A 25,232-nucleotide genomic window follows, 5' to 3' on the forward strand; every position below is an offset into this window, starting at 1 on the left:
CCTTGAATTCTTCGGGTATGTTCCGTCTGCTCATTTCTCACCTCGTTTGGAGAATTATCCCCTTTAGAGGTGTCCATAGTCATTGGACCACTACAAGTGCCGCCCCGCACAGGGGCAACGCTAATAGACCACTAACAATTCAAGGAAAGGCACCAGCCCCAGGAACACTGACAAACAAGCGCCGCGCAGGCAAAAAGCCCAATCAGCGCCTACGACGACCAAAAAACCTTAAGCCGAAGGCTTCTTATAAGCGACGCAGTCAACCTCAACCCGACAATCAATCACCATCGAAGAAACCACACACGCCCGCGCAGGCGGATTCTCCCCAAAATACTCCCGAAACACCTTATTGAACGAAGCAAAATCCCGCGGATCATCCAGCCACACACCACAGCGGACAACATGCTCCGCCCCATACCCGGCTTCCTTCAAAATAGCGAAAACATTCTGAATCGCCTTGTGCGATTGCTCAACAATCCCACCATTGATCACCTCGCCATTTTCCATCGGCGTCTGCCCGGAAACGAACAACCAGCCATCCGCTTCGACCGCCCGAGCAAAGGGCATATGTTGACCACCCGTACCCTTGCCACCTTCAACGCCATATCGCTTCATCATCCAACTCCTTAAAAAGTCCGGCACGCAGCGCGAGCAACGCCACAACCCCGTGCCACATCAGCCACATCAATCAGAAAAAAATCAAAACGCGCCGTGCGCATCGCCCTTCGACGCCGCACCACGCGCCACAAAGTGCCCTGCCCGTTCGCCAGTCACCGCGCCATCGCGGTAAGCCAACACGCCATTCACCCACACCGCGTCGATTCCATCGGCCGCCTGTTGCGGCTTCTCGAACGTCGCCGCGTCGCGCACTTTGGCCGGGTCGAACAACACCAGATCCGCGTGATAACCGATGTGCACCTCGCCACGCTGCGCCAAGCCAAACCGGCGCGCCGACAAGCTGGTCATCTTGCGCACCGCCTCTTCAAGCGGCAGCAAACCGGCGTCACGTACGTAGTGCCCAAGCACGCGGGGAAACGCGCCCCACAGCCGCGGATGCGGCAACGGATCGTTCGGCAATCCATCCGAGCCAACCATCGTCGCGGGATGCGACAGAATGCGCCGCACGTCGTCCTCGGACATGTTGTGATACACGGCGCCCGCCGGCTGCAAGCGCTTGCCGGCCTCCTGCTGCGTGACGCCCCACTCAGCAGCAATCTCCCTGATCACTTTGCCCGCCATCTCGGGATGCGGCTCGGACCAAGTGATCGTGATGTCGATGTCGCCGGTCACCTGCTTCACGTCAAGCGTCGACGAACTGCGGTTGTACGGATAGCAATCGCAACCGATCGGCTGCAACCGACGCGCGCCCTCCAGCGACTTCAGCACCTCAACGCTACGCCCCCAGTTCGACGGCCCCGCGCACTTCAGATGGGAAATCACCACCGGCACATGCGCGTGACGGCCCACCCGGTACGCTTCGTCCATCGCGTCGAGAATCGCGTCGAACTCGGTGCGCATGTGCGTGGTGTAAAGCGCGCCTGCGGCGGCGAGCGGCTCGGCGAGCGCCATCACTTCTTCGGTCGGCGCGGAGAAGGCGGAGCCGTAGGCGAGCCCTGAACTCAAACCCAACGCCCCGTTCGACAACGCCTCTTCGAGTTGCGCGCGCATGCCGTCAATTTCCGCCGCGGTCGCCGCGCGATCGAGCCGGTCCATCTGATTGCTGCGCAACGCCGTGTGCCCAATCAGCGCGCCGACATTCACTGCCGGGCGCGCGGCGTTCACCGCTTCGACGTACGCAGCGAAAGTCGGGTACTGGAACGCATCGCGCTCGCCAAGCAGATTCATCGGATCAGGCGGATCGCCCTTCAGCGACACCGGCGACGCGCTGATCCCGCAATTGCCGACGATCACCGTCGTCACGCCCTGCGTGATCTTCGGCAGCATTTGCGGCGAACGGATCACGTGCGTGTCGTCATGCGTATGAACGTCGATGAAGCCTGGCGCCAGCGCGCGGCCGTTCGCCTCGATCACCTCTTCAGCGAGCCAGTTCGACAGATTGCCGATCGCGGCGATGCGGCCGTCGCGGATCGCTACGTCGCGTTCCACCGGCGGCGCGCCCGTGCCGTCGTACAGTTGCGCGCCGACGATCAGCGTATCGGCGGCTTCGGGATGCGAATGCATGGATCAGTCTCCTAACGGTTGTCGGTCGCCGCCGCCACGGTGCGCGTCGAGCGCGTGCTTCATGCGGCGCAGCAATTCGCGGCTCTCGTCACCCTGACTCACGGCAAGTTCAGTGACGAGCACATCGAGCGCCATCATCATCGCGTAACGCGACGACGACGGCTTGTAAATGAAGTCGGTTTCGAAGGCGACGATCGGGATCACCCAATCGGCCAGTTTGGCTAACGGCGAAGCGGGCGCGGTCAGAGCGATCACGGTCGCCCCGTAGCTGCGCGCGATCTTGCAGCTCTCGACCATCTCGGGCACGCGCCCGGTGGTGGACAACGCAATCACCACGCATTCGCGCGACACGGTGCTCGCCACCATGCGCTGCAACAGGCCGTCCTGATAGGTTGCAACCGGCCGGCCGAGGCGCACGAGCCTGAAGCGCATTTCGTCGGCAAGCGCGGTCGAGCCGCCGCCCATGCCGAACACGTAGATCATCCGCGCGGCGCGCAGCGTGGCTGCGGCTTCGGCTAAAGGCGCCTGACGAAGAAGTTGGTGGTTATGTGCCAGCGCGGTCTGCAGTTCGTCGAACACGCGGGTGGCAATCGGCTCGGGCGCGTCGGTGGGTCCGCCCGCCTGCAGGAAGCGCTGACCGACAGCGGCCGCCTGCGCGAGCCGCAGCTTTAACTCCCGCACGTCGCGGCAACCCACCGCCTTGGCAAAGCGCGTCACGGTCGCGACGCTCACCTCCGCCTGCTGGGCGAGCGCGCCAATACTGGCGCGCGATGCGCCGGTCAGGTCGTCGAGAATCAGCGCGGCAACCTTCCGTTCGGCCGAACGCAGTTCCGGCGCGCATTCGGCGATGCGCGCGACGATATCGAAGGCCAGCGGTTCGGCGGTTAAGTTCATTGCAGGCTGTGGGGTGTCTCGCGAACGCTTACAAAGCGCTTCCGGAAAACCGTGGTACTAAATAACATTCCTCCAACCATCGTACTTTCGGTAACATGGTAAAGTCAACTTTGATTCGATTTAACTGGACGATGGAGCAGGGAGACATGAAAGTTACAAACTATCAGGGCGCAACGATTGATCCTTATAGCAAGGGCTTGGGCATGGTTCCGGGCACCAGCATCCAACTCACGGATGCCGCGCGCCTCGAGTGGAACCTGCTGAACGAAGACGTGAGCCTGCCCGCCGCAGTGCTGTACGCGGATCGTGTGGAACACAACCTGAAGTGGATGCAGGCGTTCGTCGCGGAATACGGCGTCAAGCTCGCGCCGCACGGCAAGACCACCATGGCGCCGCAACTGTTTCGCCGTCAGCTCGAAACCGGCGCATGGGGCATCACGCTCGCCACCGCACATCAGGTGCGCGCCGCGTATCACGGCGGTGTGTCGCGGATCCTGATGGCCAACCAGCTAGTCGGCCGCCGCAACATGATGATGATCGCCGAGTTGTTGAGCGACCCGGATTTCGAGTTCTTCTGCCTCGTCGATTCGGTCGAAGGCGTCGAGCAACTGGGTCAGTTTTTCACATCGGTACGCAAGCCGCTGCAGGTGTTGCTCGAGCTCGGCGTGCCGTGCGGCCGCACCGGCGTCCGTGACGAAGCGCAGCGCAACGCGGTGCTCGAGGCGATCGCGCGCTATCCGGATGTGTTGAAGCTGGCAGGCGTCGAATTGTATGAAGGCGTGCTGAAAGAAGAACACGAAGTACGCGAGTTCCTGCAGAGCGCCGTCGCTGTGACGCGCGCGCTCGTCGACGAAGGGCGTTTTGCCCGTACGCCGGCCGTTCTGTCAGGCGCCGGCTCGGCCTGGTACGACGTGGTCGCGGAAGAATTCGTGAAGGCCTCGGAGACCGGCAAGGTCGAAGTCGTGTTGCGGCCCGGCTGCTATCTGACGCATGACGTCGGCGTGTACCGCAAGGCGCAGACGGACATCTTCGCGCGCAATCCGGTCGCGAAGAAAATGGGCGAAGGCTTGCTGCCGGCGCTGCAATTGTGGGCGTATGTGCAGTCGATTCCGGAACCGGATCGCGCGATCATCGGCCTCGGCAAACGCGATTCCGCTTTCGACGCAGGCATGCCGGAGCCGTCGCGCCACTATCGTCCGGGCACCGAAGCGCCACGCGATATCGCGGCGAGCGAAGGTTGGGAGATTTTCGGCTTGATGGATCAGCACGCGTATCTGCGGATTCCCGCGGGCGCCGATCTGAAGGTCGGCGACATGATCGCGTTCGACATCTCGCATCCCTGCCTGACGTTCGACAAGTGGCGTCAGGTGCTGGTGGTCGATCCGTCGTATCGCGTCACGGAAGTGATCGAAACGTTCTTCTGATCGTGATAGAAGCGGCGCGTTTCACCGCAAGGTGGCGCGCCGTTTGTTGCAGCCTTGCCGCTCAATCGGCAGGTTCAGGTCTCGCTGGCTCAGCGAGCCGGGTCGGCCTCCGCCGTGTCAGACACCTGGGCAGCCGACGCAGCCGCAGCGCCAGTCGCAGCCGCCACTTCGCCAATCCGCACTTCCAGCATCTTCAACGCCCCCGACAACGCGCTCAGCGCTTCGTCCGGTAATGCCGCCATCGTGTCGTGCAAAAAAGCATTGCGGCGCGGCAGGCTGGCTTCGGTCGCGGACCGTCCCGCTTCGGTCAAACGCACATTGGTCACGCGGTTATCGCGCGTATCCATGCTGCGAGCAATCCAGCCTAAACCCTCCAGCGTTTTCAACTGCCGCGTCAATGCGCCCGGATCGACACGCAAGCGCTCGACCAGCCGCTTCTGCGACGATTCGCCGGCCTGTTCGTGCAGCGCGAGCAGAATGCGCCAGCGCGGCAACGGATGGCCCACGTGGGCCTCGAATGCCGACATGAACGCCCGATAAGTGCGGCCGAATTGCTGCATGACGGCGACGCGGTCCTGTTCTTCCATGATCTGTCAGTAAAACGGTAAGGCTAGAAAATCAATCCGCGTGGATCACCGGCTCGAGCTTACGCTGGAGCTTGACCGGCGGCACACGCCGGCTTTGCCACACAGACACCACGGCAATGATCGCCGCCAGCGCAAGACCCAGATGAATGGCTGAAACGAGCGACTCGCGCGCGCTCTCGAGCAGCATCGCGCCGTTGTGGCCCGCATGCGTCAGCTGGCCGAGCAAGGTGGTTTGCGCATCATGATTGATGAGGATTTGCGGGTCGCCGAGATCGGCGAACCACTGCGACGCGTGATCGTTTTCGAGCGCACTGCGCACGCCGCTCGCGTACATATGGCTGATCAGCGTGCCGGTCAACGCCGTGCCGATCATGCCGCCGATCATCCGTAGCGACTGCAGCAGCGCAGTGGCGATGCCGAGGTGTTCGCGGCCCGCGGTCTGCTGCGCGAAGATCGTCAGATTCGGCATCACAAAGCCGAGACCGAGGCCGCCGAGCACCATGAACGACATCAGCAGCCATTGCGGCATGGCACGCGTTGCAACGACCACGCCGAGGCACGACAGCGCCACCAGCGCAAAGCCGACGTACAGCATCAGATTCGGATTGCGTACACGTGAGACGATGCGGCCGTTGGCGATACTGCCGATCGTGATGAATACGACGAGCGGCGTAATGACGAGCCCCGCCTCTTTCGGCGACATCCCGAAGCCGCCCTGAAACAGCAACGGTGCGTAGAACAGCAACGAGAACATAGTGAAGCCGCCCAGCACCGCGAGCGTGAAGAGCGCGGCCAGACTGCGATTGCGAAACATATCCACCGGGAGAATCGCCGTCGGGCAGCGCTTTTCCCACTGCCACAAGCCATATGCCGAGGCGACGCTCAATGCGAGCAGCGCGAAGGCGGCCAAGGTGACGCCATGCTTCGGCAACAACTCGACGAACAATTGCAGCGAACCGAGCGCAACCGCGATCAACAACGCACCCGGCCAATCGAGCCGCATCTTGCCTTCGTGCTCGATGTGCCGCAGATGCGGCAAAAAGCGCCAGACGAAAAATAGCGACAGCAAACCGACCGGCAGATTCACATAGAAAACCGAGCGCCAGCCGTAATACTGCGTGAGAAAACCGCCGAGCGACGGCCCCACCGCGTTCGCAATCCCGAATGCCGAACTCATCAGCACCTGCCAGCGCAGTCGCACGACCGAGTCGGGAAACAGATCAGGAATGCACGCGAAGGCGGTGCCGACCAGCATGCCGCCGCCGATGCCCTGCAAGCCGCGCGCGAGCACGAGGAACAGCATGTTGTTGGCAGCGCCGCAGAGCACCGAAGCGGCAGTGAACACGACGATCGATGCGATCACAAATGGCTTGCGCCCGTAGTAATCGCCGAGGCGGCCGAAGATCGGCACGGTGATCACCGAGGTCAGCAAATACAAGGTGCCGACCCACGCGTAGAGCTCGAAACCCTTCAATTCCGCGACGATTGTGGGCAGCGCGGTGCCGACCACGGTCTGGTCTAGTGCGACCAGCATCGAAACGAAGGAAACGCCGAGCATCGCCAGTAGCGACTCACGGAAAGGTAAAACTTGCCCACTCGAGTGGTGGGCCGCGGTATGGACAGCCATTTTTGATGGAGCAACAGTTGACTCGTCAAACGATCGGGAATCATACCATGAGGTGATGCTCTAAGCTGGAACGCGCCGGTGCGGCTCGCCGCATCGGCAATCGACTGAAGAATGGACAATACATGACGCCAGGGAGGCACATGGAGCCGAGTTCGCTCGCAGCACAATCCTTATCGGACGACGATCTGAGCGCGTTGCGACGCGCGAAACACGAACTGGAGAGCCCCGCGCTGGCGATGAAACTGGCGAGCATCGTCGGTTCGCCGCTGGAGAAGCTGCTCGCGCGCATGCCGGCTTTTGCCAACGAAAAGGTCACGGATGCGACGGAACTCGCGTTGCGCAAATGCCTCTCGATCGCGCTGCGCACGTTGGGACGGCAGGCCGGCGCCTCGCCCCTTGTGGTGCCCGACAAACCGAGCAATCTGCTGCACAAGTTCGCTGTGGCGACCACCGGCGCGGCTGGCGGCGCATTCGGTCTGTTCGCGCTGCCCGTCGAGTTACCGGTCACGACCACGTTGATGTTTCGCTCGATCTGCGACATCGCGCGTAGCGAAGGCGAGGATCTGTCGTCGATCGACACGCAGCTGCAATGCCTGACGGTGCTCGGCATGGGCGGCACCTCGAAGGCCGACGACGACGCCGACTTCGGCTACTTCATCATGCGCGGCGCGCTGGCGCAGGCGGTATCGAAGGCTTCATCCGAAATCGCGACGAAAGGCTTCACCGCGCATGGCTCGGCGGCCTTGCTACGTCTGCTCAACACGATTGCCGCGCGCTTTTCGGTGCAGGTGAGCGAGCAAATCGCCGCCAAGTCGATTCCGGCGATTGGCGCGGTGCTTGGCGCGATGGTCAACACCGTATTCATCGACCACTTCCAGCAGGTCGCGCACGGTCACTTCACCGTGCGGCGGCTGGAGCGGCAATACGGCCTGGAAACGGTCGAAGCCGCCTATCAGGCGATCGACGTCACTTTGGACGGCTGAGCGGTCGTGCCGCGCCCGCTCGTTGTTGCACTCGTCACGCGCCGCACGAAGGCCGCGGCGCGGTCGAGTGCGCGGCCGCCTTCCGGGATGAATGGCGTGAACAAGGGCCAGACGTGCGGCATCTTCTTCCACACTTCGAGTTCGCAGTCGACGCCCGCCGCGCGCGCCTTGTCCGCAACGCGTTGCGAATCATCGAGCAATACCTCGGTGCTGCCCGCCATGATGAAGAGCGGCGGCAAGCCTTTCATGTCGGCATAGACCGGCGAAGCGTAGGGATGCGTGGCGGGCGTGTCGCCGAGATAAACCTGCGCGGCCCGCGCGATCGCGGGACCGCTGAACATCGGATCGAGACCGTCGTTGGTGCGAATGGTGGCGCCGGCAGCGGCCAGATCGGTCCACGGCGAGAACAGCAGGCAGCCTGCCGGCAACGGATCGCCGGCGTCGCGCAAGGCGACTACCGTAGCGAGCGCAAGGCCACCGCCCGCTGAATCCCCCGCGATTACGATCGACTCGGGCGGCGTGCCGTCCGCGATCAGCTGACGGTAGGCTGCGGCCGCATCGTCGAGCGCGGCTGGAAAGCGGTGCTCCGGCGCGAGATGGTAGTCGAGGGAAAAGATCGGTGCGTTCGCACGCGTGGCGAGTCCGAATACGAGCGAGCGATGCGTACGCGGCGAACAGAAGTAGTAGCCACCACCGTGGCAATACAGCACGGTCGGGCCATTCCCGGAAGTGGACACGCCGTCGGCGCGCTCGATCCACTCACCCTGCAGCGGCCAATCGTTCGGCCCGTACGACTCGCGCAGACGCCAGCCCCCCGGCACGCGCGGCGACCAGGCGCGCTTGGCTGTCAGCGCACGCGCCTTCTCCACATTGATAGTCGGCTTGAGAGTTTGCGGTCGAAACTGCTTACGCAGATACCAGCAGGCGAGTGCACTTTGCCAACTCATTGGGACACGCTCCTTCGATAGTGTCCCAACATGGTACGTGCGTTCGCCGCCGCGCCAATGGACGGCGGCTTCTAATCCTGAAAAAGCGCCCGCGCCACCGGGCAAGGCCTTTCTCGTTTTCTCTTGCCTAGTTCGCCGGCAAAACCTGCCCGCGAATCTCGCCCGTCGGATTCTGCTCGGTATGGACGTTGAAGTACCACTGCCCTGCCATCAAGTCCGTCACCTGCTGTTCAGTGAGCGCCGCCGATCCTTTGATCGGGCTCGCCAGCGCGTCCTTGCCGATTGGCACTTGGACCTTCGCGTTCTGCCCGACCGGCGCCGGGCCGTGGAAGTGCGCGGCGGTTGCCGGACCACTCAGGCCTTCATAGGTGACCGTCCATTGCAGGGACTTGGTCGACGTATCGAACGTGGCGTTCAACATGCCGTGCCCGTGACTCACGCGCGGCGGCACTTCGCTCGACGGTTCGAGGTCAGCCTTCAACGCCACCGTATCCGCAAAAGCGACGCCCGATGCCAACGCCCACAACACCACAGCAAGATTTAGTTTTCGAAGCGCAATCATGGTCTTCTCCGGACTTTGATGCACCGCCGCACCGACATTTCGGTCACGCGCAGAGCCACCACATACTAGTGCAAATCCGTTACAGCTGTTTGCGTCGGGGTCAAATGACATTGCGGCGATCTGCGCGACGCCTTCTTCGATATTTACAAACAGTTAATTGCGCAATTCGTACTGAATCTTTTGCGCCATCCGGATTATGCTTCCGACTGCGAGAAGTGACTCCTTCATCGAGGGATGTCTCCAAATCTTTAACGCGGCTTCGGCCGCGTTTTTTTTCGTCCTCTCGATTCGCTGCGTGGATTTATTCACGAGCGCGCGTCAATGCGGTCGCGCAAGCGAGGCGTTACAGCCGCGCCTCGGTGCGATGCGGCGTGAAGTAGCGTCATGCAAGTAACGCAGCCTGTTCCTCGATTCCATCCAGCATCGCATTGCACTTGCGCACCAAAGCCAACCCGTCGCTGCGCAAGCGCTCCGGCGTCTTGACGGTGATACACCGACGATAGTCTTCCAACGCATTGAGCAGCGGCGGGTACTGCAACACACTCGCGGCCCCTGCCACGCGATGATGCCACTCGCGCAGACGCTCGATCTCGATGTGTTCGAGTAGCGGCGACAATGCCTGCACGTCTTCGCGCACCGATGAAACGAATGAATCGAGCAGGGCTTTAACGGTCGATTCACTCCCCCACAATTGCGTCATATGGCTCAGATCGACCGGGATAAATGGTTCGGCACCACCATGCGCATCCAGCCCCGAAACCGGAGATGCACTGACCGTTTCAGCCGGAGCCGCTTGCCATGCGCTGTCCGTGCCGAACCAACGGCTCAGGTACTCGCGTAGCGTAGCAAGCCGCGTCGGCTTGACGAGACAGTCGTCCATGCCGGCGTCGCGACATAGCTTCAGGTCTTCCGGCGCGGTGTTCGCGGTAATCCCGAGGATCGGCAAATGGTGCATGCCATCCTGCTCCCGTTCCCGGATACGCCGGGCCAATTCGTAGCCGGACAGGTTCGGCATGTGGCAGTCCGTGATCAGGCATCCATAGCTGGTTTGCTCGAGCGCGGCCAGTGCCTCGACGCCGTCGTTCGCCACGTCGCAGGCAAAACCGAGCAAGGCCAGTTGATGACGAATCAACTCCTGATTGACCGGATGGTCTTCCGCAACCAGGATCAGCCGTCCGCTGGCAATTGCCCGTTCGCGGTCCGGCGGGACGGCAGCGCCTTCGGCCTTGCGCGGCATGCCGGTAGAACGCGGCGCCACGGAAGGCAGCCCCGTCATCGCCGCCGCGCATGCGGCACCGAGACCGCGCCACGAGATTGGGTTGATACTGACGCGCACGTTGTTGTCGAGGATGCGATAGCCCGTCGGCTTGGGTTTCTCGGTCAGGCAGATGATCCGCGACCCGGGCCTGGCGTTCGTCGGCAGCGCCGCATCTTCACTCACGAAAATCATATCCACGCCTTCCAGGCCGGCGGAATCGCATAGTTCGGCCACATGCGGCGATACGCGACTCAGTTCTAGTCCAAGGGCCTGGCCGAAATGCATCAGCGCCTGTGCGACCCGCGCGTCTTCCGTCGCCACAACGCCGCGCTTGCCGCGCAAGCCGTTCACTGAGTAGTGCTGCGATGCCACTGGCATGGTGAGGCGCACCGTCATGCGTGTACCGACATCAGGTTCGCTATGCAATTCAAGGGTTCCGTTCATCAGATCGATCAACTTGCGGCATATCGTCAGACCAAGGCCGGTACCGCCGAAGCGGCGGGTAGTAGAGGTCTCCGCCTGCACGAACGGCTCGAACAACTGCGCCTGCAGCTCCGGCGCAATGCCGATGCCAGTGTCCTCGACAGTCATCTCGATCGTCTGAACGTCGCCGGCCTGATCGACGACCGCGACCTGGACGTCGACCTCGCCCTTCGGCGTGAACTTGATGGCGTTGCCGAGAAGGTTGAACAGAATCTGCCGCAATCGCACGCTGTCTCCACGGAGCGTAGCCGCGACTTCGGGCGCGATATCCACGCGTACTTTCAAGCCCTTTTCGTGGGCGCGGCCCGCGAGTAAACCGACCGCGTTGTCGACCAACTCGCGCATGTCGATCGGTTCGGCTTCGATAGTCAGCCGCCCCGCTTCGATCTTCGAATAGTCGAGCAAGTCGTCCAGAATCTGCAGCAATGCCCCCGCCGACTCGTGGATCATGCTCAACATTTCCCCCTGATCCGCATTGAGCGGCGTGCGCTCCAGCACTTCGACGAGGCCGAGCACGCCGTTCATCGGCGTACGGATTTCGTGACTCATCATCGCGACAAAGTCATCTTTTGCACGCGAGGCGGCTTCTGCCACGTCGCGCGCTCGCGCGAGTTCCTCGGACCGCGCGTGCTCGACGCTCGCGTCCACCCAATAGCCGCTCCAGACAACACTGCCATCGCTCTCGCGACGCGGCACCAGCTCCGCGCGCGCCCACTTGATCTCACACTCGACTTCGAAGCGGAACTCCATATTCACCGGCGTTTCGCAACGCGCCGATCGCTCAAGTTCGGCCAGCACGAAAGGCCGGTCCTCTTCGCAGACACGTCTGAAATCGATTTCTTCGCGGTTCATCGACGAGGCAGGGGCGGCGCCCAGCAGATGTCGTGTGTCGCCGCCGATATACGGAAACGAATACGCGCCGCCCACGGTGCGTCGCAATTGAAATACGACAGCCGGCAATGAGCGCGTGACGTCGAAAAGGCGCCGCTCGGTTTCGCGCGCGAGCATTTCAGCACGCCGGATATCGGTGATATCGACCATGGTTCCGAGCACACAACTGGCCCTGCCGTCGCTGCTATGACATATCCGTGACCAGAACAGGCCGTGCCGCAGGTCACCTGTGCTGCGTTCAAACTCGAGTTCCGCCTGCGCAGGCTCGCCGCCGTTCAGCATCTTGCGTGTGAGGTCATCCAGAACGTGGCTATTGGCTTCACCCCATGCCTGGACCTCGACGGCCGTACGTCCGATCACCGCTTCGCGGCGCAAACCACACACTTCTTCATACGCACGGTTAATCGCGATGTAGCGTCCATCCAGATCTTTGGCGACGAGCGGATAAGGAACCATCTCCATCATGGTTTCCTGAAAGTTAAGCTGTAGCGCCAGTTCGCGTTCGGTCTGCTTGCGCAGCCTGACCTCGCGTTGCAGCAGCAGATACGCGCGTAGCGTAACCAGCAGCACGAGACCGATACCAATCAGCAAGGGCAAAAGGCGCACGGCGGTAACGCTCCACGTTCCCGACTCCGCCGTGTTGCCGGCCAGCCCCTTCTGCGGGACGCGCTGCTTCTCGACCGTCAATGCGAGGCGCCGCGCAGTGGACGCAGCTTGCGCGTCGAAGCTGCTGGATAGCCAGCGCGCACGGATCGCCGTGTCGTCGGCCGGACTCATGGAAGCGAGCGCACGATCGATCTGGTCGCGTAGCGCCACCCGGCTGCGCGGGACGGCAAAGCGCAAGTCAGCGATTCTGCCGCCTTCCTCGAAAGCGACTTGCAGGCCGCGGAATTCCCCGGTGGCCAGCGCATACTGAACGACGGGAGTAAAGCCGAGATAGGCATCGGCATCGCCTTGCGCGACCGCCTGGAGCGCCGCGTGCGTACTGGCGAAGGTTGCCAGTTGGGCGCGTGGAAAGCGCTCGCGCAACGAACGCTCCAGCGCGAACCCTTTTTCAACCGCGAGGCGCGCGCCGGCAAGCTGGGCGGCACTCGCGTACACATTGCCGTCGCGACGCACCACCACCGATGCCGACGCCCGAAAGTACGGCGCGCTGAAGCTGAAGCAGCGTTCCCGCTCGGGTGTGCGCGCGAGACTCATGACCAGGTCGACATTGCCGGCGCAGGCTGCGGCCAGTAGCTGCGGCATGTCAGGGAACACTTTGGACTCGATCACGACGTTCGGCCCAACGAGCGCGCGGAGATAGTCGGCGCTCAAGCCGGTTGGCTGACCGTCCTGAAGTCCGTCGAAAGGCAACCATCCATTCGCGAGAACGCCGATGGTCAACGTGGCAGGAAAGGCGCCGCCGACTTGCGGATGCGATGAATCAGCGACAGGCTGAGCCGCCGCCGACTGCATCAGCGCGACGACAAAGGCGAACATCACGAGCAGACATTGCGATACACGCCGGACCACATGCCGCACCGCGACACCGCGTTGGCGTCTCATGGCGAGCACCATGAAATTAGACGAGGCGGCGCTCACGCGACTTCGCCCTGCCCGTGAACGAGCGACGCCGCACGCCGGCTGGACTTGCACCGGAGGAAGGAAAACAGCGCACCTGCAGCGACGCCGCCCAGCAACGGCGCGGCCCAGAACAGCCAGAGCTGGTCGAGTGCCCAGTCGCCGACGAACAACGCCTGACCGGTAGAGCGAGCGGGATTGATCGAACCGTTGGTAACGGGAATCGACACCATGTACACGATCATCAGAGACGCACCGGCGACCAGCGGTGCGATCGGTCGCAACTTTCGCCGGCAGGTCACCATCAGACTCACCAAGACGAAAGCGAACGACAGTGCAAGCTCGACGACCAGTGCGGAATGAAGTTGATAATCGGCCGGAGAATGTTCGCCGAAACCGTTCGCTGCGAATTCGCTCGCACCCAGTTCGAAGCCGGGGCGGCCGCTCGCCACGTATACGAGCAGCGCTGCGGCTGCGATGGCCCCGAGAATCTGGGCAGCAATGTAGGGCAGCAGATCTCGAACCGGGAAACGGTGCGCGACCGTGAAGCCGATCGTGACAGCCGGATTGAAGTGCGCGCCTGAGTAGGCGCCGAACGCATAGCTCGCTGTGACGAGCGCGAGACCGAATGCGAGTGAGACTTCAAGGACGCCGTAACCTTGCTGGACCGCGCCGGTGTTCAATACAATGCTGCCGCAGCCGATGAACACCACCCACGCCGTCCCGACTCCTTCGACCCATAACCGCTTGCCTAGCCCTACCATTCCGCCTCCCAGTATTTGCGCAAATGGCAGACGGTGCTCTACTCCAGCCGCTAGACATTTGCCTGAATTTTCCAGGCTCGGCATTGCTCAGCATGGCGAAATAACTGCCTTCGTCAGGCGGCGTTGGACGTCGAGCCTCAGCTAATTCATAACTATGAAGCGGCAACTTCACCCAACCAATCAGAAGACTCCTAAAATCCTAAGAATCATCACAGGAGTCGCAGTCTAGTTCTCTGACGCAGCTATCAGGTCAACCCAATCTGTCTCGCATAGTCGATAAGGTCGTTTTCAGTCTCGAGCCCGAGCTTGCGCATCGCGCTTCGCTTCTGCGTGCTGATGGTCTTGCCGCTGCGCTGCAGTCGCGCTGCAATTTCGTGGACCGCCAAACCTTGCACATAAAGCTGGAAGACCTCCCACTCACGCGCGCTCAGCACACCCGCGCGCGGCTGTGGCGGCGCATCGCATGCGTCCATCGCAATGCGCGCCTGGTCCGATAGATAAACACGGCCGCCAACCGCTGCCTCGATCGCTTCGATCAACGCCGCGGCGGTATCGCGCTTATCGACGATTCCGGCCACGCCGAGGTGCAACAATCCTGAAAGCATGTGCACATGGCAGATCATCGTCAGCACGACGACGCAAGGGCGCGGCCGCCCCCGCAACAGACGGCGGAGAAACGAGACGGCATTGTTGGCACCGTGGATGCCCGGCATGCCGATATCCGATACGACGACATCGCACGCATGGACGTCGAGCAATTCGGCCAGCGTTTCGGTATCGGGCGCCTCACCGATTATCTCGATGTGGGGCGCCGCTTGAAGCAGACGCATCACACCAACACGAACGCAATCGTGATCGTCGGCCACGATGACGCGGATTCTTTGTGTCATTTTTTCTTGTCTTATCGACTGGCACTCCCTGCACGCAACGTGCCTCCCCGGGATGTGCCAAGTACATCTTCTGTTCGCCATGCCACCAAACCGGCATGACATCTCGTCGGCTTAGCGCCGGTTCTGCAGACAATCTTCAGAGATCACGCCGTGCTCGACAGCGAAGCGGAACAACTCCGCGTCGCTATGAAGATCGAGCTTGCGCATCGCAGTACATTTCTGAGCGCTGATCGTCTTGACACTGCGACCGAAGCGCGCGGCGATCTCCGTTACGCCAAGGCCGGAGGCGTACTGCCTGAACACCTCCAGTTCGCGGCGCGACAACATTTGACGGACAAAGTCGAGCCGCTGCGCGACTGTTGCATCGGCAATCAGCGATCGCACCGCCGGCCCGAGGTAGCACTCCCGAGCCAGCGCCGTGATGGCTGCCACGTGAATCAGATCGATCCGGTCGCGCTTGCTGATCAGCCCATCGACACCGAGCGCGATAACCTTTCTCAACGCGGCCGCTTCGGTTTCCATCGTGAGTACTACGAGTGCGACTTGGGGATAACGCATCTTGAACTGCCTGACGGCCTCCAATCCGTCGCCGTAGAGGCCCCCTGACATGTAAAGGTCCATGAAAACGAGGTCGCATGGAACACGATCAACTTCTTTGAACAGTTCCGTGGCGTCGGCAGCACGACCGACGACTTGCATATCCGGATAGCCCATCATCAGATTCTCGATCGCTAACAGAACCAGTGGATGATCGTCCGCGATGATGGTACGCACAGGTGTACTTGGTTCAACGTTATCGCTCATCGTCTTTTTCTCCCCCGTACCTGAATTCCCTGCCGCTCTCTCCGGAGCAACTGGCCGTGCCGCGATCATTAATCAAATCCTGGCCGATAGACATAAGATCGCTCTTAAATGAGCAATGACCGCACTCTGAAAATTGATTAGATATACGATTTAACTCCATCAAACGCCATGCGCACGAATATAAGCAAAGAGACCGGGATCGTTGGCAACGCCGAGTTTAGCCATTGCTTCGCGTTTCTGACGACTGATAGTGCGACGATGGCATCCGAGCGTCGCGGCGATCTCGGAGATCGATTGGCCACGCACGAACATTCTTATAACTTCTGCCTGTCTGGAGGACAATCGCGATACAGAAGGCAGTTCGCTCGCGTCGTCCCGAGGCAAAGCAAGCGCCTGAATGATGGAGCGGCCGACGTACATGTCACCCTTCCTGCTCGTCTCCATCGCTTGCCAAAGCTCGTCCAACGTTTCCATTTTGCTGAGCACGCTGACTACACCATCTGACACGATGGCGCGCAGAATCGCAGTGTTCGTCAGAGCCGTCATCACGACGATGCGCAACGACGGCCATGCGGATCGGATTCGCCTGACAAGGTCCAACCCATCTTCGACCGTGCCGGATACCTCAGGCATCGTCAGATCGGTAACGAGCACATCGCATAGCGTGCTCTCCAACAGCGTGATCAATGAAGTGGGAGTAGTCGCTTCGCCGACAATGGTGACACCGGCGTGCATTTCCAGCGCGGCCCGAACGCCAAGCAGAACGAATGGATGATCGTCCGCAAGAATGACTCGAAGTTTCGTCATGATTTGTCTCTGCTGTTGTAGGCATACTCAGCAAACGTATAGGGAAATACCGTCCGCTTCATGCGCGCTCTAATGGCCCAGTGGCGTAGGACACCGCACCAAGGGCGGCCATAAAACCACTGCGACAAACCGGAGAAAATCGGAGCACTCTGAAACCCGCTGACAATTTGATAGCCCATTGCGAAACTATCAAAGCAGGAATGCGCAATTATGCAAATCGAATATGCGAGAGTTTTTTCGTCGCTATTTTTTCTTCTGAAAAGCAACATAGCGACGAGAGCGCACCGCCGCTCTCGTCGCATGAAAAATAACGAATTTGACCGGCAACATAACGCCACCGGTCGCTATTACTCCATCACGTGGCATCACAAGCGCGTGCCGCCGTCAGCTTGCTAACGCGAGCCACGCGTGGAAATACCGGCAGCGCGATCAATGCGCACAGACTGGCTACCGCCCACACCATCGGCCACGAACCCACCGACAACAACACCGGAATCGCGAGCGGCGTCAAGAACAGCATGAGAAAGATACAGGTATTGCCGATCGCGAGTGCGGTGCCAGCGCGACTCGTCCCCGCGAGGGTCGCCAGTTCCGTGAAGGCAACGCCGTGCCATGCGGACGCGCTTATGCCGCCCAGCACGATCATCAGTGCGACTACAGCCGTCATCGCCGTATGGTGCATGCCGGCCAGACCCGTCACCAGGGCGAGCGATGCGAACAGTACCGCGGTCAGCACACTGCAGGCGCGCATGTAAGCGCGTCGATTGCCGCGCCGGTCGGTCCACGCACCGCTCCAGACCCGCGCAATCGCAGCGCCCGTTTGCACGGCCGCCATCGTCAAACTGATCGCCAGCACACCGGCACGGCCGAAGTCGTGAAGGAAGACGGTCCCGAATGTCACGATAGCAATCTGCGGCACACACAACGCGCTGGCGCCGAGCGCCACACGCCAGATGCCGATGTCGCGTAACGGCGAAACCTTCGCCGGCGCCGCACCTGCACCCGCCCCCGCAACCGCAGCGTTGCGAGCCGCACCCACACCGTTCCCTTCAACGTGCGAAGGCTCGTGCAGCCACCACCATGCAAACGCCGCAGTAATCGCACACGCAAGGGCCAGCACGGAGTACGCACTGGCGAAGCCGAACTTCGAGGCGAGCGCCGGCAAGATCAGCGCACCCAGGCCTCCGCCGGCCGGCACCGCGGTCTGTCGAATGCTCATCGCAAGGCCACGCTCACCTTCGCGGAACCAGGCCATCACCGCACGGCCACTCGAGCCGTTGACGCTACCGCCGAGCAGGCCGACGAGCAGCAGGCCGAGCGCGAGCGTCGCCACGCCCGGCACATGCGCGCCGGACGGCACCACGAACAATGCCATCCCAGCTAGCGCCGCGGCAGTCGAAAGAAGTCCAAGCAACAGCACGCGGCGATCGCCCCAACGGTCGGTCAACAAACCCCACGGCAACTCGCTGACCGCAATGCCCAAACCTAGCATGCCGAGCACCAGTCCGAGCCCGTCATTGCCGAGGTGATAACCCGAACGCAAAAACACGGCCGTTGTCGGGATCCCTGAAAAAGCAGCCGAGAAACTCGCGTTCGCCGCAAAGCCGACTCCCAGCACTTTCCACCGATGGCTCGCCGTACGCGCGCCTGGTACCCGCACGGCGGCAATCGAATCGTTTCCCATGACAGCCTCTGCAATGAATGAATTGGAGGTATCCTACGGCTGGGCAAACCATCGGAAAAGCCGGAAAATCAGATGACTTCCATCGGATATACCGAATCATGAGTCAACGCGGATTTGACCTGACACAACTGCGCACCTTCGTCGCCGTCGCCGAATCGGGCAGCGTCTCGGCGGGCGCGGAACGCGTGTTCCTGTCGCAGTCGTCGGTGAGCGAGCAGTTGAAGAAACTCGAGGAGCGCGCCGGCCAGCCGCTCTTCGTGCGCAGCAAGCAGGGTGTGACCGCCACGCCGGCCGGCAGCCGCCTGCTCGATCACGCGCGCCGCATCATCGCCATGAGCGAAGCAGCTTTCGAAGACCTGCAAGGCCGCTCGCTCGACGGCGAATTGCGCATCGCCATCACGGACTATTACCGTCCGCTCGACATCGCGCGCATTCTCAAGACGTTTTCGGAACAGCATCCGCGCTTGAAACTGCACGTCACCGTGCAACCGAGCGCCGTGATCGATAGCAGTGCCGGCGACGATGCGTCGTACGACATCGGCCTCTCGTTGCGGCTCGTCACCGGGAGCACACGCTCCACCAACCGGCGCGGTGGTGCACAAAGCACCGTTGTTCGGCGCGAGAAACTGCTATGGGTCTGCGCGGCCGATGCCAGTCCGCGGCCGGCCACGCCTTATTCGTTGGTATTGCTTCCGTCGAGCTGTCAGTTGCAGCGCTTTGTCGTGAAACTCCTCGATGAGCACAAGGTGCCGTATCTGGTATCGCATTCGGCCTCCGGGGTGGCTGGCTTGCAACTGGCGTTGAAGGCCGGGCTGGGCATTTCCTGCCTGAACGAATCGTCGATCGGCGGAGGCCTGGTGGCTTGTCCACCGAGCGTCGGGTTGCCCGCATTGCCCGCTGTCGAGTTTCATCTGTTGCCGGGGCGAATCGGCGAAAGCGAACGCGTCAGTAATGCACGCACGGCGTTGATGCATCTCTTCAGTTGACGCGCTCCGCGTCGATGCACGCACTGCGACTCAAGGAACACGACAGAAACGCAGTGCATCAATTGCATTCGGCGATGCAGTCCGCACTCGAACCAAGCAAAGAATAAATATTGAAGGCGCTCTAATCGACGCCTATGCTGATCAAATACATCACCGATTGGTCCAGCAAATTTTATTGACGCACCGGATAAATTCCTGCAACCTGCTACACGTCTGCGAGACGCATCAAGCGTTATTACTGCAGCCCGAAAGCCGCCACCCATTGGCGCACTCAGGCAGATCGTTGCTTCATAAAGAAGTTGCATTGCCGCATCGCTTCAATACTGTGCCTCCTTAATAAGTCCGTTTCGATTTGCTGTTCATGCAGTCGTGATGAAAAAGAATTGGCAGGCTTGTCATGCATCGTTCATCGATTTCGATGAGTGAATTCACGAGCGAATGCATGAGAAATAAATAGCGAAAATAACCGTTCCCCGACGAGGCCTGGCGTGCATCGTAGATCTATCGGATTTTCGATTTTGGTGGTGCTTTACGTCATGTGGCGTGGCGCGGCGTTCGCAGCCACAGACGCGTCAGCCGCGATGCCCTCCGCCATGGACGAGCGCGTGCGCGCCTGCACCTCGTGTCATGGCGTGCAAGGCCAGGGCCTGAACAACGATTACTTCCCGCGTATCGCCGGCAAACCAGCCGACTATCTGTTCAATCAGCTGAGCGCGTTTCGTGACGGCGGTCGCACTTATCCGCCAATGGGTTATCTGCTCGCCTTCCTTCCCGACGACTATTTGCGCAGGATCAGCCAGTACTTCGCGGACCTGCAACCGCCCTATCCGAATGCCGATCACACCGACGTGGCACCGGCCGTGCTCGCAGCCGGACAACGACTCGTCACCCAAGGCGACCCGGCGCGCAAGATCCCGGCGTGCATCGCGTGTCATGGAGCACGCATGACGGGCACGCAGCCTGGCATCCCGGGCCTGCTCGGCCTGCATGCGAGCTACATCGCCGGGCAGATGGGCACGTGGCGCTCGGGCACACGTCACGCGCTTGCGCCGGACTGCATGCATTCGATCGCCGTCAAGCTGACCGACAAGGACATCACCGCGGTATCGAGTTGGCTCGCGCGCCAGCCGCGCCCTGCCGATCCACGGCCCGCGCCGGCGTCAGCTGAGCGGCTGCCTCTCGCATGCGGGAGCCAACCGCAATGAAGACGACCTTCCGCTCGATCCACGCTGTTGCGCATGCCATGATGAAGCGCCGTCGTACTGCTGTATTCAGCTTGCTGATTGCCGGCTTGATCGTCGCCGGCGGCGCCGCGCTTTTCAGCGCACCGCGAGCGCTGTTGATCGCTGAAGCGAGCGCGGCTGAAGCCGTGCCTGCCGCCACAACCGCAACTACCACTGGCGACAAAGCCGACACCCGTCCCGATATCGTCAAACGCGGCGAGTATCTGGCGCGCGCCGGCGACTGCGTCGCCTGCCATACCGCTCCGCGCGGCAAGCTTTTCGCCGGCGGGCTCGCCATGGATACGCCGTTCGGTACGCTGTATTCGCCGAACATCACACCGGACGCGCAGTACGGCATCGGCACATGGAGCGAGGACGCGTTCTTCAAGATGATGCGCACCGGCCGCACGCCGGACGGCACCCTGCTCTACCCTGCGATGCCGATCGCCCAGTACACCAAGGTCACACGTGAAGACTCGAACGCGATCTTCGCGTACCTGAAATCCGTGGCGCCAGTACGCGAGCCGAATCACAAGCACACGCTGCGCTTCCCGTTCAACCAGCGCAAGCTGCTATATGGCTGGCGCACGTTGTATTTCCGTGAAGGCGAATTCCAGCCGGACCCGACCAAATCGGTCGAATGGAATCGCGGCGCGTATCTCGTCGATGGGCTCGGGCACTGCACGATGTGCCACACCAAGATCAACATGCTCGGCGGCTCGTCGCAAAGCGAGCAGTTCGCGGGCGGTCTGATTCCGGTGCAGAACTGGTACGCGCCCTCGCTCACATCCGACAAAGACGGCGGTCTCGGCGACTGGAGCATCAAGGACATCGTCGATCTGCTGCAAGCGGGCATTTCCGATCGCGGCGCTGTGTACGGACCGATGGCCGAAGTCACCTATCACAGCCTTCAGTACATGACGGAAGATGACGTCAAGGCGATGGCCGTCTATCTCAAGACGTTACCGGACAATCGCGGCCGCAAGTCGGGGCCGTCCGCACCGACCAATACCAACGTGTTCGCGCTCGGCGAAAAGATCTACGCCGACAAATGCGCCCTGTGTCACGGCGCGAACGGCGAGGGTCAGTTGCAGCACTATCCACCGCTCGCACGTAACCAGTCGATCGAAATGGACTCCGCGGTGAACCCGATCCGCATCGTGCTCAACGGCGGTTTTCCGCCCGGCACGGCGCGCAATCCCGAGCCGTACGGCATGCCTCCGTTCGGTCAGGAGTTGAACGACACCGATGCTGCCGCCGTCGTCACGTATATCCGCACTGCGTGGGGCAACCACGGCCAGCCGGTGACGTCGCGCGAGGTCAACGAATTGCGCAAAGCACCGCTGCACTGAACCTGAACTGCTGCACCGGAGAATCTCCAGATGGAAGCGAACGATACCCGCAGCGCGGCCCCACCTACGGATGAAGAAGTGGAACGTGTCGTCGCGGCCGGCCCGCATGGCGCGATCGCCGTGGCCGGCGTCGCCACGCTGATCGTCATGGCGATCTGGTTCGGCTTCTACTTTCTTGTCTTCCTGCCGCGCGGCGTCATCCACTGACTATGTCGACTGATTCCAATCACCAACCGGGCAGCGGCCACGAAGTCGCCTTACGCGCCGAGCGCCGCTGGGCGATTTTCGCCACGGCGCTGATCGTGCTGATGCTCGTCGTCATTATCTACTCGGGGCTGCGTTGGGCGATGATGCCGCCGTCGCGGGTCGAGACGATCGATCCCTCGCGCCTGCAACTGTCGGGCGAATTCGTCGAAGACAACCTTGGCAGCGCAGTCGAGCCGGATGGTTCGGTGGTCGTGCGCTTCGTCGCGCAGCAGTATTCGTTCACACCGCAATGTCTGCTGGTGCCTGCCGATACGCCGATCACAATCCGCACCACCAGCGCCGATGTCGTGCACGGCTTGCTCGTGACCGACACCAACATCAACACGATGGTCGTGCCCGGCTATGTCGCCACGCTGAACACGCGCTTCGACAAACCCGCCGATCACACCATGCCGTGTCATGAGTTCTGCGGCTTCGGCCATCAGACCATGTGGGCGCACGTCAAGGTCATCGACAAAGCCACGTTCTTCGAGCAGGCCCGACAATCACGGAGGCTCAGCTGTGTTTCACGCTAAGCGACTCGTTCTCGCGCATTTCTGGCTGGCCTTCATCGCGTTTCTGATCGCGCTGCTGCTCGGCGCGTGGCAGATGCTGGTACGCAGCCCGCTGCTGCCGTGGGTCGGCGACCCCGAGCTCTACTATCGATCGGTGACCGCGCATGGCTCGGTGATGGCTTACGTGCTGCCCACGTTGGTGTCGATGGGCTTCGGCTACGCAATCGTCGAACTCGCGCTCGCGCAGCGGCTCGTCGGTCTGAAATGGGCGTGGGCCGCATTCATCATGCTGGCAGTTGGCGCGGTGATGGCGATGGTGCCTGTCGCGCTAGGCAAGGCATCAGTGCTCTACACCTTCTATCCGCCGATGATCGGCAGTCCGTTCTACTACCTCGGTGTGGTGCTGGTGGTGGTCGGTTCGTGGATCTGGGTCGCGCTGATGCACGTGAATCTGCGCATCTGGAAGCGTGCTAATCCCGGCAAGCCGATACCGCTCGCGATGTTCGCCAACGTCGCAGGCGCGTATCTGTGGGCCTGGACCGCAATCGGCGCGGCGCTCGAAATCCTGTTCCAGATCTTGCCCGTCGCTTTCGGTCTCACCAACACGATCGATGCCGGCCTCTCGCGCATCCTGTTCTCGTGGACGCTGCACGCGATCGTCTACTTCTGGCTGATCCCAGCTTACATCGCGTACTACACGCTGGTGCCGCGTGCGATCGGCGGACGGCTCTATAGCGATTCGATGGCGCGCGTGTCGTTCATTCTGTTCCTCGTGTTCGCGATGCCGATTGGCATTCACCACCTGTTCGCCGATCCACAGGTAGGCTCGGGCTTCAAGTTCCTGCATGCGGTGTTCACCGGCATGGTGTCGGTGCCGACGTTGCTGACGGTGTTCACCATCTGCGCATCGGTGGAAATCGCCGGACGATTGCGCGGCGGCAAGGGCGCGTTCGGCTGGCTGACCGCGTTGCCGTGGCAGAACCCGATGATGCTGGTGATCGCGTTTTCGTTCGTGATGCTGGGTCTTGGCGGTGCGGGTGGTTTGATCAACATGAGCTACCAGTTGAACTCGACGGTGCATAACACGCAGTGGGTGACCGGGCACTTTCATCTGATTTTCGGCGGGGCGATCGTCATCATGTACTTCGCGATCGCGTACGAACTGTGGCCGCAACTGACCGGCCGCGCGATTGCGTCGGTGAAGCTCGTGCGTATGCAACTGTGGCTGTGGTTCATCGGCATGATGGTGGTGACGCTGCCGTGGCATTACGTCGGCTTGCTCGGTGCGCCGCGTCGCATGGCGTATTACGACTACAACATGCCAGGGATGGAATCGCAGGCGTTCTGGGTAGGGATGTCGGCGGTGGGCGGACTGATCCTGGTGGTGTCCGGCGTGCTGTTCATCTACATCCTCGCGAAGTCGCAATTCGGACCGGAGGTACAGCAACAGAGTTTCCGCTTCGCGAGCGCGGTTCAGCCGGTCGAGCACGTGCCCGCCGCGCTCAATAGTTTCGGCTTGTGGGTGGCGTTGATGATCGGGCTGACGGTCGTCAACTACAGTGTGCCGATCGTTCAGTTGCTCAAATTGCCGCAGACGTCGGTGCCGGCAGTTGTCGTTGGAGCGCAGCGATGAGTCAGGAACGCGTCTTCAGCTTGCGCAATCCGTGGTTCACGGTGAGCCTGGGCGGCACGATTGCGATTGCCGTGGTCGCGATACTGATCGGCTTCGTCTGGTTGCCATCGGCGAATAGCGGATTCAGCGAGCGCGGCTTATGGGCGACGATTTGCAGCGCCGCGGGTGCGCCGTCGAGCTGGTACGGTGGCGCCAATATTGCCGGCCCGGCGCCGAGCGAGGTGGTGGTCTTGCCGCCATTGCGATGGGTGCGCGCAGATGCGAATTCGATTGGCCGCGGCGCGACGATTGCGACGCAGAATTGCTCGATGTGTCATGGCGTGCTGGGCACCGTGCAGGTGACGGCGCCTGCATTGGCCGGACAGTATGCTGACGTGGTCTACAAAGAGTTGCGCGACTATCAGAACGGTGTGCGGCAAAACGCGGTGATGCAGCCGATTATCGCGGCTCGCAGCGATCAGGATCTGCATGACCTGGCGGCTTACTATGCTTCGCTGTCTCGCGCGCCGGCGGCCGAGGTTTTGCCTACAGGCGTTGGGCCGGATGCGAATGCTGTGAAGCTTGCGATGCAGGGTGATCCGCAGCGGAATATTGCGCCTTGTGCGGCCTGCCATGGACAACTGGATCGTAAGGGGGCGGCGCCCTGGCTTGGGGGACAGTCGTCCATTTATCTCGCTGCGCAAATGCGGGCGTTTGCTGCCGGTGCCCGGCATAACGATATCAATGAGCAGATGCGGAATGTGGCCCGGCAGATGACTTCGGCGGAGATTGATAGCGTCGCTAAGTATTACGCGGCTATGCAGTAATCGTTCGAGTTTGGTTTAGCCTTCGCGGCGCTCAACCGCGAATGACGTGTCAGAAGGCCCGCACTCAGCGGGCCATTTTCTTGCCCAATGTCTTACGCGCAGCTCGGGGCCTTTTCCGTTGC

General features: G+C 61.5%; 22 protein-coding genes. 9 read left to right on the forward strand and 13 right to left on the reverse strand.

Features of this window, described 5'->3' with window-relative positions; all coding sequences use genetic code 11:
* Window positions 1-228: 228 nt before the first annotated feature.
* The 3 genes from BM438_RS33120 to BM438_RS33130 form a co-directional block, all read right to left on the reverse strand.
* On the reverse strand, window positions 229-615 hold the full coding sequence (locus tag BM438_RS33120) for a RidA family protein (protein WP_028200605.1): 387 nt from the start codon (window positions 613-615) through the stop codon (window positions 229-231).
* 84 nt (window positions 616-699) lie between these two features.
* The gene (locus BM438_RS33125) at window positions 700-2,181 is read right to left on the reverse strand and encodes an N-acyl-D-amino-acid deacylase family protein (protein WP_093643583.1); all 1,482 of its coding nucleotides are present in this window, start codon (window positions 2,179-2,181) and stop codon (window positions 700-702) included.
* A gap of 3 nt (window positions 2,182-2,184) precedes the next feature.
* Window positions 2,185-3,075 (reverse strand): MurR/RpiR family transcriptional regulator, encoded by an 891-nt coding sequence (locus BM438_RS33130; RefSeq protein ID WP_093643585.1) that lies wholly within the window; start codon window positions 3,073-3,075, stop codon window positions 2,185-2,187.
* Between the two features lie 146 nt (window positions 3,076-3,221).
* Here BM438_RS33130 and BM438_RS33135 point away from each other — a divergent pair, with 146 nt between their 5' ends.
* Window positions 3,222-4,499, forward strand: a complete 1,278-nt coding sequence (locus BM438_RS33135) for an amino acid deaminase (RefSeq protein ID WP_093643587.1) — start codon at window positions 3,222-3,224, stop codon at window positions 4,497-4,499.
* 89 nt (window positions 4,500-4,588) lie between these two features.
* On the opposite strand, the gene BM438_RS33140 is transcribed toward BM438_RS33135, so the two are convergent.
* Window positions 4,589-5,086, reverse strand: coding sequence for a MarR family winged helix-turn-helix transcriptional regulator (locus BM438_RS33140; RefSeq protein ID WP_093643589.1), 498 nt, complete (start codon window positions 5,084-5,086; stop codon window positions 4,589-4,591).
* 31 nt (window positions 5,087-5,117) lie between these two features.
* A complete protein-coding gene (locus BM438_RS33145; protein ID WP_093643591.1) occupies window positions 5,118-6,713 on the reverse strand; it encodes an MDR family MFS transporter in 1,596 nt (531 codons plus the stop codon).
* A 140-nt stretch (window positions 6,714-6,853) separates the two neighbouring features.
* Here BM438_RS33145 and BM438_RS33150 point away from each other — a divergent pair, with 140 nt between their 5' ends.
* Window positions 6,854-7,696, forward strand: coding sequence for an EcsC family protein (locus tag BM438_RS33150; protein WP_093643593.1), 843 nt, complete (start codon window positions 6,854-6,856; stop codon window positions 7,694-7,696).
* Here the strand turns inward: BM438_RS33150 and BM438_RS33155 are convergent.
* From BM438_RS33155 to BM438_RS33190, 8 genes are all read right to left on the reverse strand, one after another.
* Window positions 7,666-8,643 (reverse strand): alpha/beta hydrolase, encoded by a 978-nt coding sequence (locus tag BM438_RS33155; protein WP_093643595.1) that lies wholly within the window; start codon window positions 8,641-8,643, stop codon window positions 7,666-7,668. The genes BM438_RS33150 and BM438_RS33155 overlap by 31 nt on opposite strands.
* 127 nt (window positions 8,644-8,770) lie before the next feature.
* A complete protein-coding gene (locus BM438_RS33160) occupies window positions 8,771-9,205 on the reverse strand; it encodes a CHRD domain-containing protein (protein WP_093643597.1) in 435 nt (144 codons plus the stop codon).
* Window positions 9,206-9,587: 382 nt separating this feature from the next.
* Window positions 9,588-13,385, reverse strand: coding sequence for an ATP-binding protein (locus BM438_RS33165; RefSeq protein ID WP_093643780.1), 3,798 nt, complete (start codon window positions 13,383-13,385; stop codon window positions 9,588-9,590).
* A 32-nt stretch (window positions 13,386-13,417) separates the two neighbouring features.
* Entirely contained in the window at window positions 13,418-14,164 is a 747-nt protein-coding gene (aqpZ, locus tag BM438_RS33170; RefSeq protein ID WP_093643599.1) for an aquaporin Z, read from the reverse strand.
* 245 nt (window positions 14,165-14,409) lie between these two features.
* A complete protein-coding gene (locus tag BM438_RS33175; protein ID WP_093643602.1) occupies window positions 14,410-15,054 on the reverse strand; it encodes a response regulator in 645 nt (214 codons plus the stop codon).
* Between the two features lie 111 nt (window positions 15,055-15,165).
* Complete coding sequence (locus BM438_RS33180; RefSeq protein ID WP_093643604.1) at window positions 15,166-15,858, reverse strand: response regulator; 693 nt, start codon at window positions 15,856-15,858, stop codon at window positions 15,166-15,168.
* A 159-nt stretch (window positions 15,859-16,017) separates the two neighbouring features.
* On the reverse strand, window positions 16,018-16,665 hold the full coding sequence (locus BM438_RS33185) for a response regulator (protein WP_167378500.1): 648 nt from the start codon (window positions 16,663-16,665) through the stop codon (window positions 16,018-16,020).
* 355 nt (window positions 16,666-17,020) lie between these two features.
* Window positions 17,021-18,349: an MFS transporter gene (locus BM438_RS33190; protein WP_093643606.1), complete on the reverse strand. Its 1,329-nt coding sequence runs from the start codon at window positions 18,347-18,349 to the stop codon at window positions 17,021-17,023.
* Window positions 18,350-18,447: 98 nt separating this feature from the next.
* Here BM438_RS33190 and BM438_RS33195 point away from each other — a divergent pair, with 98 nt between their 5' ends.
* From BM438_RS33195 to BM438_RS33220, 7 genes are all read left to right on the forward strand, one after another.
* Window positions 18,448-19,335: a LysR family transcriptional regulator gene (locus tag BM438_RS33195; RefSeq protein ID WP_093643608.1), complete on the forward strand. Its 888-nt coding sequence runs from the start codon at window positions 18,448-18,450 to the stop codon at window positions 19,333-19,335.
* A 488-nt stretch (window positions 19,336-19,823) separates the two neighbouring features.
* On the forward strand, window positions 19,824-20,540 hold the full coding sequence (locus BM438_RS33200) for a c-type cytochrome (RefSeq protein ID WP_093643610.1): 717 nt from the start codon (window positions 19,824-19,826) through the stop codon (window positions 20,538-20,540).
* Window positions 20,537-21,910 carry a c-type cytochrome gene (locus BM438_RS33205; protein ID WP_093643612.1) on the forward strand — a complete coding sequence of 458 codons (1,374 nt, stop codon included), beginning with the start codon at window positions 20,537-20,539 and terminating at the stop codon, window positions 21,908-21,910. The genes BM438_RS33200 and BM438_RS33205 overlap by 4 nt, the downstream gene beginning before the upstream one ends.
* A gap of 30 nt (window positions 21,911-21,940) precedes the next feature.
* The gene (locus BM438_RS45705) at window positions 21,941-22,117 is read left to right on the forward strand and encodes a hypothetical protein (protein WP_167378501.1); all 177 of its coding nucleotides are present in this window, start codon (window positions 21,941-21,943) and stop codon (window positions 22,115-22,117) included.
* Window positions 22,118-22,119: 2 nt separating this feature from the next.
* Window positions 22,120-22,692, forward strand: a complete 573-nt coding sequence (locus BM438_RS33210; protein ID WP_093643614.1) for a cupredoxin domain-containing protein — start codon at window positions 22,120-22,122, stop codon at window positions 22,690-22,692.
* Window positions 22,679-24,304: a b(o/a)3-type cytochrome-c oxidase subunit 1 gene (locus BM438_RS33215; protein WP_093643616.1), complete on the forward strand. Its 1,626-nt coding sequence runs from the start codon at window positions 22,679-22,681 to the stop codon at window positions 24,302-24,304. The genes BM438_RS33210 and BM438_RS33215 overlap by 14 nt, the downstream gene beginning before the upstream one ends.
* Window positions 24,301-25,110 (forward strand): c-type cytochrome, encoded by an 810-nt coding sequence (locus BM438_RS33220; protein WP_093643618.1) that lies wholly within the window; start codon window positions 24,301-24,303, stop codon window positions 25,108-25,110. Before BM438_RS33215 ends, BM438_RS33220 begins: the two co-directional genes overlap by 4 nt.
* Window positions 25,111-25,232: the final 122 nt, after the last annotated feature.

Origin of the sequence: Paraburkholderia aspalathi, assembly GCF_900116445.1 — a bacterium.
GTDB lineage: Bacteria > Pseudomonadota > Gammaproteobacteria > Burkholderiales > Burkholderiaceae > Paraburkholderia > Paraburkholderia aspalathi.